Source organism: Tenacibaculum xiamenense, assembly GCF_964513065.1.
Taxonomy (GTDB): Bacteria; Bacteroidota; Bacteroidia; order Flavobacteriales; family Flavobacteriaceae; genus Polaribacter; species Polaribacter xiamenense.
The window spans coordinates 284892-300365 of record NZ_CAZEQU010000033.1 but is presented as its reverse complement, the minus strand read 5'-3'; the positions used below and the strand labels follow the sequence as shown (position 1 = coordinate 300365).

12 protein-coding genes are annotated in these 15474 nt (G+C 30.9%); 6 read left to right on the top strand and 6 right to left on the bottom strand.

Going from position 1 to position 15474, the window contains the following annotated elements:
• Positions 1–89: 89 nt before the first annotated feature.
• Together ACKTTV_RS12370 and ACKTTV_RS12365 are read right to left on the bottom strand one after the other, a co-directional pair.
• Positions 90–1142 carry a response regulator transcription factor gene (locus ACKTTV_RS12370; RefSeq protein WP_408031150.1) on the bottom strand — a complete coding sequence of 351 codons (1053 nt, stop codon included), beginning with the start codon at positions 1140–1142 and terminating at the stop codon, positions 90–92.
• Between the two features lie 322 nt (positions 1143–1464).
• On the bottom strand, positions 1465–1878 hold the full coding sequence (locus ACKTTV_RS12365) for an SMI1/KNR4 family protein (RefSeq protein WP_408031149.1): 414 nt from the start codon (positions 1876–1878) through the stop codon (positions 1465–1467).
• A gap of 342 nt (positions 1879–2220) precedes the next feature.
• Between ACKTTV_RS12365 and ACKTTV_RS12360 the strand changes: the two genes are divergently transcribed.
• Both ACKTTV_RS12360 and ACKTTV_RS12355 read left to right on the top strand, forming a co-directional pair.
• Positions 2221–3345: an MBL fold metallo-hydrolase gene (locus tag ACKTTV_RS12360; RefSeq protein WP_408031148.1), complete on the top strand. Its 1125-nt coding sequence runs from the start codon at positions 2221–2223 to the stop codon at positions 3343–3345.
• A gap of 123 nt (positions 3346–3468) precedes the next feature.
• Entirely contained in the window at positions 3469–4398 is a 930-nt protein-coding gene (locus ACKTTV_RS12355) for a helix-turn-helix domain-containing protein (RefSeq protein WP_408031147.1), read from the top strand.
• Between the two features lie 130 nt (positions 4399–4528).
• Here ACKTTV_RS12355 and ACKTTV_RS12350 read toward each other — a convergent pair whose 3' ends face one another.
• Positions 4529–6913 (bottom strand): TonB-dependent receptor, encoded by a 2385-nt coding sequence (locus ACKTTV_RS12350; protein ID WP_408031146.1) that lies wholly within the window; start codon positions 6911–6913, stop codon positions 4529–4531.
• A 253-nt stretch (positions 6914–7166) separates the two neighbouring features.
• Between ACKTTV_RS12350 and ACKTTV_RS12345 the strand changes: the two genes are divergently transcribed.
• On the top strand, positions 7167–8228 hold the full coding sequence (locus ACKTTV_RS12345; RefSeq protein WP_408031145.1) for a sensor histidine kinase: 1062 nt from the start codon (positions 7167–7169) through the stop codon (positions 8226–8228).
• Between the two features lie 12 nt (positions 8229–8240).
• Positions 8241–8993, top strand: a complete 753-nt coding sequence (locus ACKTTV_RS12340; protein ID WP_408031144.1) for a LytR/AlgR family response regulator transcription factor — start codon at positions 8241–8243, stop codon at positions 8991–8993.
• A 145-nt stretch (positions 8994–9138) separates the two neighbouring features.
• Here the strand turns inward: ACKTTV_RS12340 and ACKTTV_RS12335 are convergent, their stop codons facing one another.
• The 3 genes from ACKTTV_RS12335 to ACKTTV_RS12325 all read right to left on the bottom strand — a co-directional run bounded on the left by ACKTTV_RS12335 (position 9139) and on the right by ACKTTV_RS12325 (position 13784).
• A complete protein-coding gene (locus ACKTTV_RS12335) occupies positions 9139–9273 on the bottom strand; it encodes a hypothetical protein (RefSeq protein WP_408031143.1) in 135 nt (44 codons plus the stop codon).
• Positions 9274–9479: 206 nt separating this feature from the next.
• Positions 9480–12770 (bottom strand): M1 family aminopeptidase, encoded by a 3291-nt coding sequence (locus ACKTTV_RS12330; protein ID WP_408031142.1) that lies wholly within the window; start codon positions 12768–12770, stop codon positions 9480–9482.
• 147 nt (positions 12771–12917) lie between these two features.
• Positions 12918–13784: an ABC transporter ATP-binding protein gene (locus ACKTTV_RS12325; RefSeq protein WP_408031141.1), complete on the bottom strand. Its 867-nt coding sequence runs from the start codon at positions 13782–13784 to the stop codon at positions 12918–12920.
• A gap of 446 nt (positions 13785–14230) precedes the next feature.
• Between ACKTTV_RS12325 and ACKTTV_RS12320 the strand changes: the two genes are divergently transcribed.
• Both ACKTTV_RS12320 and ACKTTV_RS12315 read left to right on the top strand, forming a co-directional pair.
• Positions 14231–14782 (top strand): sensor histidine kinase, encoded by a 552-nt coding sequence (locus tag ACKTTV_RS12320; protein WP_408031140.1) that lies wholly within the window; start codon positions 14231–14233, stop codon positions 14780–14782.
• A complete protein-coding gene (locus tag ACKTTV_RS12315) occupies positions 14779–15471 on the top strand; it encodes a LytR/AlgR family response regulator transcription factor (RefSeq protein WP_408031139.1) in 693 nt (230 codons plus the stop codon). Before ACKTTV_RS12320 ends, ACKTTV_RS12315 begins: the two co-directional genes overlap by 4 nt.
• Positions 15472–15474: the final 3 nt, after the last annotated feature.

The window sequence follows — 15474 nt, the reverse complement described above, 5'->3', positions numbered from 1 at the left end:
TGTAGATAATTTTGTATTTAAATTATTTACAAATGAATAGTCTTAATTTCAAAATCAAATGAGAATAGGGGATGAAATAATGATTAGTCCTAGGGATGATTTTTCAATTTTTCAATTAATTGTTGTCTATTAGAAATCTCTAATTTTGAATAAAGGTTACGAATATGAGTTTTTACTGTGCTGGAAGAAATAAATAAAGTAGAAGCGATTTCTTTGTTTGATAGTCCTTCACAAATAAGTTTCGCTATTTTTTCTTCTTGATTGGTAAGTGTTGAGACTTCATTAATAATTACTTGCTTCCGTTGTTTCTTGTTTTTTAGAAATAACACGAATACTACTGTCAATAGCATTAAGGCAAGCACTCCCAATAGATAATTTATTTTTTTATGAAATTGATAACTCTTTTTAATAGATGAAATTGACAGATTAGAGAGCTCTTCTTGAAATTGCAAATAATAAGATGCGCCAAAATATTGTTGTTTTAATTCATTTTGCATTTTAGAATAAAATTCAGGACTTTTTTCATAATCTTTCTGTAAATCAGAAATATTATTTTTTAAGTGAGAAAAAGCGAGTAGTTTAACCAAAGGGTCTTTTAAAGAATCTGTACAATATAATTTGAGTTCTTTTGAATAACTTTTTTTTACTTGTTGTATAGCTTCCATATTTTTTGTTTCATTGTAGCTCTCTAGTAATTCTAATTCATATGCTAAAGATTTTCTCCATTCTCCGTCTGCTTTATTGGAATTTTGTGAATGACTAAACCATTCTTGATTTTGGTTTGGAAAAAAAATAGTATCAGAATTTGAAAAAATAAAATTATGATAGTTTTTGTTTTTACCATTATCAAACAATTGAAGACCTGAATTTTTCTCGTCTAAATTAGAGTGAATACGGTATAATTTATTTTTATCAGAAAGTAACTTTCCCTTCATCTCAAAGTATCCTGTACTATCTGTTTGTGTAGAAAATAAAATCTGGTTAGTAGAAATTAGATTTTCTTCATTATACTTAAGTAAACTCAAGTATACTGTTTTGTTTTTTTCTTTAGAATTTAGATAACCTGAGATACTATATTGACTGTAGCAGGATACGCTATAAAATAAAGAGAGAAATATTATTAAATAATATTCTTTTTTCATTTCAGATTTATGTCGTTTGTTTTAATTGCACACAACTAGTTATATCCATACAAATATACATGTTATCCGGTATATATTTCCTGATAACAGTACAATACAGTTACGTTTATCCGTAAATTATTTCTTACCACAATTATGTCAAAGAACGTTTTTCCGTTTTTAACGGTATCGGAGAACCTACAATTAGTTTATAATTCGTTAACTAAATCTTGGACATAAAAAAACACCTTAATTAAGGTGTCTTGTGGTAAGATGATATTTTTTACTAACGTTTTGGCTAAGCTGCGTTTTAATGCAGTTTAGGTTTTGTTGTAGCCAGTTTTTATTCAACTCTAATTTTTTCTCCAATATACTCTTTGAATGATTTTCCTGTTTCGTAAATTGTTCCGTCATCGTGCCAAAATTCAATCACTTCGTTAGGATTTTTTTTAAAGTCAAAACCCGCTAAATCTCCAGCAAAGTTATCTCCGAAGAATTTAATTTCATCTTTCAATTCGTAAATGTCCTCGATTCCCAATTCCGAAAGGTCAAATAAGTAGTCCTGAACTACAAATTGACATTCTTTAAAACTACCTGAACCTATTTCCTTAAGATAAGTCAGATATTCTTCAGAAATTCCATTATGATTTTGTCGTAATTGATTTAAGTCAGATTCAGATAACTTTTTTCTAAAATTTGATTTATCCGTTTTATCTTCAATTTGGTTTAAAATCTTAAATTCTAAATCATATTTCATAGGTTTCTATAAATTGGGTACAATTAGTTATATCTAGACAAATATAATTTTTATTCAGGTAATATCCCCTGATAACTGGAACTTTTAGGTCTTGTTATTGGGATTTAGCATTTCTTACCACTACCACAATTATGTCAAAAAACGTTTTTCCGTTTTTAACGGTATCGGAGAACCTACTCTTTTTATGATAAACGAATTAAGTATATAGGTCTAAACTTTTTATTGCGTTTCCGAAAAGTATAACTCTTTTACCAAAAAGTATAAGTTTTAAGCTGTCCTCTAGATATAACTTTGTGATTAGTAAAGTTTAACACAAAAAAAGAAGGTTCAAATCTCAAAAAAGTGAGAAAAATTATAAGAAAGATGTTGGAAACATTATTAGTATTGGTAGGTTTAAGTGTAATGGGGATTGCATTATTTATGAATTTAAGTCCTCAATTTGGAGGCAAAGCGACAGAAACTCAATTGCAAGAGTTTGGAAAGTCAAGAAATTACAAAGAAGGAAAGTTTATCAATTTAGGAAATGTGAAATTGGAAATGAGTGGTGGCGATATGCTAAAAGCGATTGGAGGTATGTTTAAAAGTATTCCAAATACAACACCAAAACAACCTGTAAGTATTCAAAAAATTGATTCTGTTGATATTGCAGATTACAACAGTGCTACACGTTTTATTTGGTTTGGTCATTCGGCTTTTTTAGTACAAGTGAATGGGAAAAATATTCTAATTGATCCAATGTTAGGAGATGTTCCTGCTCCTCACCCATGGTTGGGAGGAAAACGTTTTAGCAGAGAGATTCCTATTGCCATTGAAAAGCTACCTAAAATTGATGCAGTTTTAATCTCTCACGATCATTATGATCATCTGGATTATGGTTCTATTGAGAAAATTAAAAATAAAGTTGGTCATTTTTATACGCCTTTAGGACTTGGTAATCATTTAATGAAATGGGGAATTCCAAAAGAGAGAATTACGGAATTGGATTGGTGGCAAAATGCTGAATTAGATGATTTAACCTTTACGAGTACTCCTGCTCAGCATTTTTCTGGTAGAAGATTGTTTGATAGAGACAAAACGCTTTGGTGTTCTTGGGTAATCCAATCTCCAACTGAGAATGTATTCTTTAGTGGTGACAGTGGTTATGCCCCACATTTTAAGGAGATTGGTGAAAAGTTCGGATCCTTTGATTTTGCCATGATGGAATGCGGACAATACAACGAGTTATGGCCAGAAGTACATATGTTTCCTGAGCAAACAGCACAAGCTGGGCTGGATTTAAATGCAAAGAAAATAATGCCTATTCATTGGGGAGCCTTTAAATTAGCGCAACATACTTGGACGGATCCTGTGGAGCGTGTTTCAAAAAAAGCAAAGGAATTGAATATAGATTTAATTACACCGAAAATTGGGGAAGCTTTTACCGTTTCTGATACTGTAACTCAAAATACGGATTGGTGGGAAAAGTAAAATGGCGCATTAAAAAATGTCAGTTCTAGTGATTTTTTATGGAGTGATAACGAAATGAAAATTGTATCGAGAACTGATTAATGTAGAAATAATACTGTATTTTACCTTAATAAAAAGATAAACATGCCTAATATAACGTTTACAACTCTTAGTGAATTTCATGAACATTTTGATTTAGAAGTACCTGAAAACCCTCTTTTTAGTATTATTCATACCGATTATGACACTAATGATAACACTAGGTCAAAGAGTATATGCTTAGATGAACCATTAAGCATGACCACTGATTTTTATATTATCAGCTTTAAGAAAATTGTATCTGGAGAGTTTATCTATGGACGAACAAAATACGATTGTAGTAATGGTACATTGTTATTTACAGCCCCAAACCAAACACTTACTTTTAAAGATATTGTTGTGAGTTCAGAAAGTTATCATATTGCTTTTCACAAAGATTATATTCGAAATTTAGCCATTCATGAAAAGATAAAATCATACAATTTCTTTAATTATCATGTAAACGAAGCATTGCATGTATCACCAAAGGAAGAACAGATAATCAAAGATATTTTTAAGAATATTAAGGCAGAATATCATAATAATCAAGATGAATTTAGTAAGGAAATCATTATTTCTCAGCTGGAAACATTATTAAAGTATTCCGATCGATTTTATAAAAGGCAATTTTTAAACAGAACCGATGATAATAAAGTCTTAATTACAAAGTTTAAAGAGATTTTAAACACCTATTTCGAACAGAACTTATTTGCCGAAGAAGGCATTCCAACGGTTGACTGGATGGCAACACAATTAAATGTGAGTCATCGATATATGAGTGATACGATTAAGGCAGAAACAGGAAAAACTGCCATAGATCAGATTAATTTATTCTTGGTTGAAGAAGCTAAAAGCTTATTATTAAATCCGAATCTTTCCATATCAGAAACAGCATATCGATTGGGCTTTGAATATCCACAGTATTTTACCAGAGTATTCAAAAAGAAAGTAGGAATAAGCCCTAAAGAATACGTAAAAATGCATTCTTTGGGGTAAAAATTCAATTCATCTATTTGGATAATTATCTTTTAGTTCTGTTTAAAATGATGGGGCCCATATACCCGATTAAATTAACAAAATATACACAATATCTAAGTTATATAGGCAACACCATCAAAATAAATTATTAGAATTGAAATTTATAACCTACATCAGGGAAAAAACCTATTTGATCAACTTGATCTATATTATTTGTTAATCTATTATAGCGTTTAGTAAAGATATTTTTAGTGTCTAAGACATTCTGCAAATCCACATAAAACTGATGTGAACGTTTTTTTGTTTTACTATTTAATTTAATACCAAACTTAAAATCCCATCTTAAATAATCATCATATTGTTGACTATATGCTAGATCTTCTTGCAATACTTCATAACCAGCTGTTTTCGATGCTAAAAGGTCTATAGGTGTGTAATAACGACCACCTGCTAGTGTAATTCTAGTATCAACAAAAAATAGATTTGTTTTTTCTTTACCTATTTTAAATTCTTTACCAGTTAAAAGATTAAACACATAACCATTATTAAAAGGTGTATTCCTTTCAACGCCATCACTTCCTGTATACTTACTCTCAAAAATTGAAGTGGTTAAGAGTCCATAATAATTATTACTAAAGAATTTTTCTACGGTTAACTCTAAACCGTGATTAAACCCAGTTCCTTCATTTACTAAAGAAACACGATTGTTATTAAAACTAAAATCAGCACCTTCCGTTAAAGAAGAGTAACTAGATGGGAAGTTGTCAACTGCGGCTTTAGTAATATCTTGTCTATAAGCTTCAATTTTGGCTCTCCAATTCCTTCCAATATTTAAATCATATCCCAAAACATAATGCTCACTTCTTGTGAAATCTAGGTCCTTATTAGTTTGAACCAAAGATCCATTTACAGATTCGTTTAAAAATAATAAGGGCAACGCAACATTTTGATGATGTATTCCATAACCAAAGTTAATGGCATGTTTACGGGCAATTTTGTAATTAATAGAGGCACGAGGTTCTATAACAAATTGCTCATTTAAAGAACTATATTGAGAATGTAAACCAGCATTAAAAGTAATTTTATCTGTTAGTCTATATTGACCTTGCACATACGGCTGAAAAAGAATAAAGTTGTCGTCAATATCTCTAAAAGTAAAGAAATCTGGATCGCCATCATTGTCGTTGTCTGCCTGCTTATCTCTGTCTTTAAGAAATGATTTTACATTAAAAGACTCCACTAACATCCCTACTCTTATCGTTGCTTTTTTGCTTAACTTCGAATTGAATAAGGATGAGAAGGTAAATCGGTTTTCTGAATTATCTACTTCCGTAAATCTGATAATACGTTCTTGATCTGTCCCTTTATTAATATAACGATCCGCTTCATAAATATTTGAAGATGAAGAGAAAGTAAAAGTAGATTGTAAATAACTTTTATTTCCTGTAGTGATTTTATGCTTTAGTCCAATCACACTAAAGCCAGAGGTATTAAATGCATCTTCATCTTCTGCGGCAAACAGGTCAGTTGCGTCAATATCATCACCTAAAAAATCGATATCGGAATTTCCTATGATTCCAAATAAAGATAAGTTCCCAAATTTACCAGACCCAAAATCTACATTAAAAGAGACATCACTATAATTAGGAATTGCTGATGTTCCTCCTGTTCCTCCTACACCTAAAAGCCCTGTTAAAGAATATCTTGCAGCTACTAAAAAAGAACCTTGTTTTTTACCTAATGGACCTTCAGCCATGGCTTCAACACCCGTAAAAGCGCCTATTTGTGCTGTAAATTCATAAGTGTCAATATTTCCTTTTCTAAAGCCTAAATCTAAAACCCCTCCAATGGCATTCCCATATTCAGCGGGAAAAGCTGAAGTTATAAAATCAGAATTTTTTAACATGTTTGTATTTAATGCCGAGACTGGACTTCCTGTTGTACCAGCCGTAGAGAAATGATTTGGGCTGGGTATTGGTACTCCTTCAAGTCTCCATAATAAACCAGTTGGAGAGTTACCACGAATAACAATATCATTTCTACTGTCATCAGGAGCCGACACTCCTGCAAAATTTGCGGCTAGCCTTCCTACATCACTCCTACCTCCAGAGAATCTATTTACCTCTTCTAAACTAATTTGTCTTGCAGAAACAGTCGCCAACTTATTGACTGCTTGTTTTTTGTTTGGTTTAGATACTAGTACAACTTCATCTAATTGAGCAAATGATTCTAAAAGGCTTGCATTTATAAACGCATTTTTACCAGCTGTAACAACAATGTTAGGAATGGTAACGGTATCATATCCTAAATAACTAATTCGTACAGCTTGCCTACCTAAAGGAACATTTTCCAAAATAAAATAACCGTTTTCATCTGTCATAGTTCCAATTTTGGTTGACGTGTCAATGAGTTCTACTGCAACTCCTAATAACGAAATTTCAGATTGTTTATCTAAAACTCGCCCTTTAATAGTCCCAGTTTGAGCAAACGATATAGAGCATATCATAAATGTTAAAAACTTAATTACTTTCATATTTACTTTTATTTGTTGCTCAAATCTCTAAAGCTTCGATCGGATTATAAAAGTCATTATTGTGAACTGTGGATTTAATGTTTTAAACTGTAGAGTTACGATGTAAACAAAGAAAAAGAGCTCTTTTATGGCAGAATTGGATTGAACTAAAGATTTCGACAGTTGAAAGGAAATAATAACAACTGAAGGTTTATAGCTACATATTATTTACTATTTGATTTATATTTGACGCCAGCAAAAAAATGAAAGTACAATGTCTAAAGCTTATTTAAAGAAGTTAGGTTTACAGTTTCTAGTGATTAATATTGTATTTCTCGTTGTTTTACTATTTATTGATGACACTTTTACTGGAAATGATGGTATAGTCAATGGTACAAAGGGATTTTATTACTTATCTGCTTTTATATTGTTTATGGCTTCATGGGAAACAAACGACTACTTGATTCGGAAAGCGAAAAAGACAAAAAGTACCAATGAGATATTTATGCATCTTAAAATATTAACAAAAACTTCTTTAGTGGTCATTTGTTTGTCAGCTGCGATCTATTATTTAGGTGCTTTCGAATTAGAAACAACATGTAATATTGAAATAGAAGATCCATGGAGGGTTTTTAAAATTGATATGTTTAGAGCCTTTGGAATAACGCTTGTTTTTTCAATATTTAACCAGTTTTTTTGGATGTCCAGTGACAAAAAAAAACTAGAGATCTCTATGTTGGCTCTAAAAAAGGAGATGATGAACTCTAAATATACATCTCTTAAAAGTCAAATAAGCCCGCATTTTCTTTTTAACAGCTTAAATACATTGACTTCTTTAATTTATGAAGACAGAGATTTAGCTTCTGATTTTGTTAGTAGATTAGCTTCTTGCTATCGGTATATTCTAGATAATACAGAAAAAAGTTTAGTGACCTTAGATAAAGAGATTCAGTTTCTAGATTCTTTTATTTTCATGATGAAAGTACGACATAATGGAGCTATACTTATACACACGAATATCAGTAAAACATACTTTTCAAAGTTGATACCCACCTTGTCAATACAAATGTTGGTAGAAAATGCTTTAAAACATAATTACTATTCTAAAGAAAACCCTATTATTATTGATGTTTCCATTGATAATAATCGAATACTAATTACAAACAATATTAAAAGAAGAATAGATTCTCAGGAATCAACACAGCTTGGGCTTAAAAATATAAAAAAAAGATATGCTTTTTATACCCAAGAACAAGTTATTATAGAAAATAATACTCGTACTTTCAAAGTAAGTATGCCTTTACTTTCTGAAATGAATCTACAGAAACAACCTTAAAAAATTAATAATATGAAAGCTATCATTATAGAAGATGAGGATATTGCGTCGAGACGTTTAAGAAATCTAATAGAGGAATTAGCCCCTGAAAGCGAAATATTAGAACAAATTTCATCTGTAGAAAGTGGTCATCAGTGGTTTGAAAATAATGAATTACCAGATCTTATATTTTTAGATATTCAGTTAAATGATGGTTATGGTTTTGATATTATTGATAGATTAGAAAATCATCCACCAATAATTTTTACTACGGCCTATAATGAATATGCTATTAGAGGGTTTAAATACAATGGCCTTGATTATTTATTAAAGCCAATAGATAAAAATGAACTTCAAAAAGCACTAAATAAATACACAAAAACAATAGAAAAAAGAAATGACAGACCTACCGATATTGAAGCTATAAGACATTTGTTTAAAAAAGAGTACAAACGAAGGTTTATGGTTAAGGTTGGTAATCAGTTCAATACTTTTAATGTTGAAGATATTGCCTATTTTATGGCAGATGATGGAGTTATATTCTTACTAAATAAAAAAGGTAAAAGATTTCCTATTGAATATACTTTGGAGCAATTAGAAGCTATATTAAACCCTATCAATTTTTTTAGGATAAATAGAAAGTATATGATTTCTGTTTGTGCTGTAGAAGAAATTCATTCTTATTTTAATAGTAGACTATTAATAAAATTAAAACCGAATCAAGAAGAGCAAATAATTGTTTCGAGAGAACGAACTAGTAATTTTAAAAAATGGCTAGATACCTAAAAAATTGGTTGTTTTTACCATTTACCGAATTATTTAAAACAAATAGGGAAAACCCCAAAGAAGACATAAAAATGTATTCTTTGGGGTAATAAATGATAAGCTCAGTTATCTTTATTAATTATACTCCACACTATTTAAAAAACACTTACTTCTTTGTTGATTTACTTGGTTTTAAAGAAGGTTTATTTCCTGGAGTATTCTTATTATCTCTTCTTCTTTTGTCTAGAGTACCATCTTGCTTTTTAGGTTTTGGTCCTGGTTTAATAGCTTCAATTTTCATGATTTGTAGTTTTTTAGGTTCTTAAATCAAGCGCATAAATTTGATGAATTATGTGCTTTCTAGATTATTCTTAATATTGGAATCAAAATTAGTAGTCATTTAACAGAGAGCTTTCAGGTAAACCTTAAATTGGTGAAATTTTACAAGCAAATAAAAAAGCTCCATTCAAACTAAAATGGAGCAGTAATACATAATTTATTGAAAATTTATTCAATCATCTCCAATACATCCATATTTGTCGTTTCAAACAAATCATGAATAACATTGTGCAGATGATCAGGAGTAATTTCTTTGAAGTAGCCTAGTAAATCTTTGGAGGTTGCATACTTATCAGTTTGCATTTTAATGGTTCCTTTGTAACTATGCCAATCGTTAATAAATCGTTTTATAGCCAAATTTACCTGCTTCTCTCCTATCATTTTTTGTAGTTTATACATGGCGATAGCGCCTTTGTTATAATACACAAAATCTTGATTTTCTACTAAAGTCAAAGAAGGTTCAGAGATAGCCTTTTTTCTTTTTTTATCATAATCTTCCTTCTGTAAGGCTAAGAATTGTAAAACTTTGGCTTCGGAATAGTCCTCTTTTAGAGCCATAATAGCTCCGTATTGTGCCAAGGTTTCTAAAACAAAGTTTTTCCCTTGTACATTGGCGGCTTCAATTTGCATTCCAAACCATTGATGCGCTACTTCATGGGCGGTAATATAAAATGCCATATCAACGTCAGTTTCGTCATTAATATCCAATACAAAACCAAGAGCCTCTGAAAAAGGAATGGTATTAGGAAATGATTGCGCAAATTCCATATAACGTGGAAACTCCATTATTCGTAGCTGCTCATATTGATAAGGACTAAAATGTGTATTGAAATAGCTTAATGAAGCTTTCATACCCTTCATCATTCTGTTCAAATTATACTTATGTGCACGATGATAGTATATTTCTAGATCTACTGGTTTTGTGTCTTGATTTGTATGAATCCACTGTTCTTTCAATATATTGTATTCTGCTGAAACAATTCCATAGAAATTAATAATGCGTTGGTTGGTTTTATAATGAAAGTAATTACGATTATTTTTCGTCCATTTGTTAATTAATTTACCTGCTGTAACTGCTGTTTGATCTTTATCAGTGCCAATAACAACGTCTAAGTGAATTCCATCAGAGTCACCTCCAGAGCGCGCATTAATTAATTCCTTTGAGTTATCAATTTTAGCTTTATAATATCTTATAGGTAAATTTAAGTCTTTGCGATCTTCACCATTGCTTATCTCGTATTTCCTGTTATAACCAAGGCTTGGAAGGATTCCATTGTTGAAAAAAGTTCCATTATTTACAAATTGAACACTCGAATTATTATCTTCAAAACCTAAGGGTTTATATTCTTGTTTAAAATTCATTTTTAAAGTCTTTTCAGGCAATAAAGGCTTTGATAAAGTATAAACGGTATAATCGAATTCTTGGTATTTTGAGTTTGCAATTGAACCTCCTTCAAAAATCACTTCTTTTAAATAAACATGAGACGCAATTAACTTTTGAATGTGGATTTCGCTAATTGGTTTATCGGTGGTGTTTTCTAAAATATAAGTCCCTTGTATTTCATAACTCCTTGTTTCGGGATAGAGTTCAATATTCAAATTAACATCGGTTATTTTAGGTTGAGGAAAGTATTCCAAAGGTTTAAGCGTTCGTTCATAACTCGCTCGAAAGTTCAATTCTTGATCGTTGCTCCAGTTGACATTTAAAATATTGGTATTGTAGAATATATAAGCTCCAATGATTATAAAAAGTCCAATGGTAACCAAACTAAGTTGTCGCACTGGTTTGGTTATTTGGTCTTTTATAGTAGTTAATCGTTTCCAGAAGCTTCGCTCCTGTCCTCTTTGCATCATTAGAGCACTTATAATCAAAAGAAAAACTCCAAATACAAACCAATAGCTTTTAATCCATAAATAAGGCTTTAAAAAGTGTCCATAACCATTCATTTCAGAATAAATACCTAGAGGATTTCCTCCAAACTTATAAAGGCTATGATTCAATCCCAATACTTCTATAGCTCCAATGCCAATTAAAAAGAATAAGGTTAAAAAGATGCCTATAAACTTGTTTTTACTAAGACTCTGAAAGAAGAATGCCGCAAATGAATAAAGCGTTAGAAATGGAAGTATTTCTATGAAGAATCCTGTAAAATAGACATCCAACTCCAGTTTATAATAACCGCTAGATATTTGAAATATGATTCCGGTAACAATCAAACTTATCATAAGTACGATGTAAATAGCGTTCATAGCAATGAACTTACTGGCTAAATTGATCAAGTTATGAATAGGCGTAGCATCATTCAAGCCATATTGATTGATAACTCGTTCCTTCCACATAATCTCTCCAGAATAGAATAACAAAATAATAATGAAGAAATACATGGACATTTCTTGTAGTTCTGCAATAATAAAGTGAGTTGCAGGGTAGCTATCGACTCCGTAAACGGTTCCCAAATTCACCGAATTAATTACAATAATGATAATTCCGCAGATGATAATTCCCCAGAAAGAGGTTTCTTTTAGCAACGAAAATGTATAGAATTTCGAAAGTTCAAAAAGTTGATTCCACTTTGCTTTTAAGCTATTATTAATCGAGAGATTTGGAAGTACAAGGTTTTTTAAATCGTGGCTTATAATAGTTTCGGATGTTTTTGACTTTCTTTTTACTTTTTTAGTAAGCATACTTAAAGAAAATCTATAATAACCGAATAGAAGCACCAAGCATCCTAGTACCATCCAAAACAGTTTGTTATGTAAAAGAATACCGTTAAAAGCAATTCCTGTTGCGTTTAATTGGTTTACAGACCAATCTTTGGTGTACTGTGTTAAAGTAGTTAACGAAAATGGATCAAAAATTCCTTGCCAATATTCATTGGTAATGGCTTTGGTAAGTAAAAAAACAACAAATAATACAATTCCCTGCGTGTATACAACCAACAACTTTCTACTAAGCATTCCAGTAACAAAGAATACACAGGCTCCAAAAAATAATGAAGGCAATACTACGACTACAAACGACTGAATATAAGTAAAGGCATTAAAAACTAACATGTTGTCTTGAGTATGCCAAGGCATTTGAGAACCGATCATCATTCCTAGAAATAAACCACTAAAAATGAACAGTAGAATGCTAAAAGAACCTAAAAATCGTCCGAGAAGATAATCTCGTTTCGATATTGGATTAACAAACATGAGAGCCTCTGTTTGGTATTGATAATCTCTAAGTACAGGAACTCCCATAATCATGGATACCATAATCATAAAAATACCTGTAATTGCTCCCATAGTTTTGGCAATTACAAGTGGAGCATTCCATTTCATAAGTCCCATTTCAATTCCTTGAAAAATAAACACATCACCAACAATTGAAAATAACAGCAGAAAGATGAAAAATAAATAGGTCTCAGGACGTCTGATTCTATAGTTGAGTTCAAATTTGAATATTTCGTACCACATAATAAATAGATTAGGTTAACCTTCTCGATTTTAAGATCTTTGATTAAAGCTTATCAACAACATATCAATACTATTATGCTTCCTTTATGTTAGCATAATCACTCGATGTGACATCGGAAAAGGTTAAGGTTTTAATGTTAAGTTGTTTTAATGATTAATTTGAGAGAAGTACACATCTTCTAATCCTGCCTCAATGGGTGTAAATCCTTCGTTTAAGGGCACATCACTCAAAACATGGATAATGGGTTTCCCAAGGAAAAGTTTGTCGTTAATAACAGTGTATTGCTTTTTATAAGCATCCAAATCGCTTCTTTGAATGGCCTTTTGATAAATTTTACCATTCAATTGATCAATTAGTTTTAAAGGATTCCCTTTTAAAATCACTTCTCCCCGATTAATAATGGCCATGTTGTTGCATAGTTCCTTGATATCATCGACAATATGAGTTGAAAAAATAACAATGGTGTTTTCTGAAATTTCACTGAGCAAATTGTAAAAACGATTACGTTCTTTAGGATCTAAACCAGCAGTGGGTTCATCTACAATAAGTAACTTTGGATTGTTTAATAAAGCTTGTGCTATTCCAAAGCGTTGTTTCATTCCTCCTGAAAAACCACCCAAATTTTGTTTTCTAACGGCATATAAGTTGGTTTTATGCAAAAGATAATCTACCATTTCTTTACGTTCGTTTTTCTTTGTAATTCCTTTTAAAACACCAAAATGATGAAGTAAAACTTCCGCCGACATTTTAGGGTACACTCCAAATTGTTGTGGTAAATATCCTAGTAGTTGTCTGATGGCATTTTTATCAGTTTGCACATTTAAATCTCCAAGTGTTACGGCTCCGCTATCTGCTTCTTGTAGCGTAGCAATTGTGCGCATTAGAGTAGATTTTCCTGCTCCATTGGGACCTAATAGTCCGAACATGCCTTTTGGTATTTCTAAGGACACATTTTGAAGTGCTTTTACTCCGTTTTCATAGGTTTTACTCAAATTATCTATAACTAACTTCATATTAAGGTTCTTTGTGATTGTTATTGGCAAACCTATAATTGAACTTGTTTTTTATAAAGAATGTGGGATGTATTCGTTTGAAAACGTGATCTAAAGAGTTTTTAGAACAATGAAGTATGTTTATCACAGTTTTTGATAGGTTTATAACCACTTTAAAAGCGTTTGTCAATTGATTTGTTCACGCGTTTTTATTTAAGTAATATTGGCTTATGAATTTGAAATTTCTAAACAAAAATAGACTGTTTACTCTTCGGAATTTCCGAATCCTTTTAGGAGTTATGGGCGTGATTATTGTCCTTTTTAATGACTTTTTTGGAAAAGCAGAGGGATTTATAGAGTTTCTACTACTCTATTTTATAACAGTTTGTATTGTAGTATTTCATTGGCTGTTTGTGAATATCAGATTCCTAATTAATTTAAAAAATGAGAAAGCAAAAACAGAATTAATGCATTTACAATCGCAGGTAAATCCACATTTTTTCTTCAATATGCTCAATAACTTATATGGTTTGGTAGATAAAGATAGCGACAAGGCGAAGCAACTTATTTTAAAGTTGTCTGATATGATGCGCTATAGTATTTACGAGGGACAAAAAGAATACGTTACGCTACAACAAGAAATTGATTTTGTGCATAATTATATTGAACTTCATAAAATGCGCTATCACAAAAACATTTCTATAAACTTAGATGTTAACGTACAGGACGAAAACCTGAAAATTATTCCTTTACTTTTTATTATTTTAGTTGAAAATGCATTTAAACATGGTGTTGAAGTACTAAGAAACAATGCTTTTGTCAATATTTTTATTACTTCGGATGAAACTCAGGTGAGTTTAAAAATTGAAAACAATTTTGATGTTGATGAAAAGAAAGAAAAAGGAATTGGTTTAGATAATTTAACAAAACGATTGGCTTTGGCTTATCCTAATAGACATGAGTTTACCAATGCTATTCAAGAAGATATTTATACTGCAAAACTTACCCTAAACATATGATAAAATATATAATTGTTGATGATGAACACATTGCTCATGAAATTATAAAAGGGTATTGTGATGTATTACCAAATTTAACATTTGTACAGCATTGCTACGATGCCATTGAAGCAATGGAATGTTTGAAAACTAATGAAGTAGATTTAATCTTTTTGGATTTAAACATGCCTAAATTAAAGGGATTCGAGTTTTTAAAAACACTTCAAAAGGCACCGAAAGTAATTGTAACTACCGCCTATCAAGAATATGCTTTAGAAGGTTATGAATTAAATATTGTCGATTATCTATTAAAGCCTTTTAGTTTTGAGCGCTTTATCAAAGCAGTTAATAAAGTTGATGTTAGTGTTAAAGAAGTAAGTACGGTTTCTAATATTAAAAAGGAAGAAGAAAGCTTGTTTTTGCGTTCAAATAAAAAGCATGTTCAGGTAAAATACCAAGATATATTGTTTGTAGAAGCTACGGGCAATTATATAAAAGTAGTGACTTCAGACAAAGAGATTCAGGTAAGAGAGAAAATATCAGATATTATGAGTTTACTCCCTGAGGATGCCTTTTTTCAAGTCCATAAATCGTTTATTGTGGCAAAAAAGCATATCAATGAAATTGAAGGGAATCGAATCCTTATTCATGATTTTGTGATTCCCATTGGTAAGGTGTATAAAAATAATTTGAAACGATTGTTCGAATAGAAA

Bases quoted from the DNA above. Each gene is read 5' to 3' on its own strand.
- ACKTTV_RS12370 (WP_408031150.1), bottom strand. From the start codon at position 1,142: ATGAAAAAAGAATATTATTTAATAATATTTCTCTCTTTATTTTATAGC.
- ACKTTV_RS12365 (WP_408031149.1), bottom strand. From the start codon at position 1,878: ATGAAATATGATTTAGAATTTAAGATTTTAAACCAAATTGAAGATAAA.
- ACKTTV_RS12355 (WP_408031147.1), top strand. From the start codon at position 3,469: ATGCCTAATATAACGTTTACAACTCTTAGTGAATTTCATGAACATTTT.
- ACKTTV_RS12350 (WP_408031146.1), bottom strand. From the start codon at position 6,913: ATGAAAGTAATTAAGTTTTTAACATTTATGATATGCTCTATATCGTTT.
- ACKTTV_RS12345 (WP_408031145.1), top strand. From the start codon at position 7,167: ATGTCTAAAGCTTATTTAAAGAAGTTAGGTTTACAGTTTCTAGTGATT.
- ACKTTV_RS12340 (WP_408031144.1), top strand. From the start codon at position 8,241: ATGAAAGCTATCATTATAGAAGATGAGGATATTGCGTCGAGACGTTTA.
- ACKTTV_RS12335 (WP_408031143.1), bottom strand. From the start codon at position 9,273: ATGAAAATTGAAGCTATTAAACCAGGACCAAAACCTAAAAAGCAAGAT.
- ACKTTV_RS12330 (WP_408031142.1), bottom strand. From the start codon at position 12,770: ATGTGGTACGAAATATTCAAATTTGAACTCAACTATAGAATCAGACGT.
- ACKTTV_RS12325 (WP_408031141.1), bottom strand. From the start codon at position 13,784: ATGAAGTTAGTTATAGATAATTTGAGTAAAACCTATGAAAACGGAGTA.
- ACKTTV_RS12320 (WP_408031140.1), top strand. From the start codon at position 14,231: ATGCATTTACAATCGCAGGTAAATCCACATTTTTTCTTCAATATGCTC.
- ACKTTV_RS12315 (WP_408031139.1), top strand. From the start codon at position 14,779: ATGATAAAATATATAATTGTTGATGATGAACACATTGCTCATGAAATT.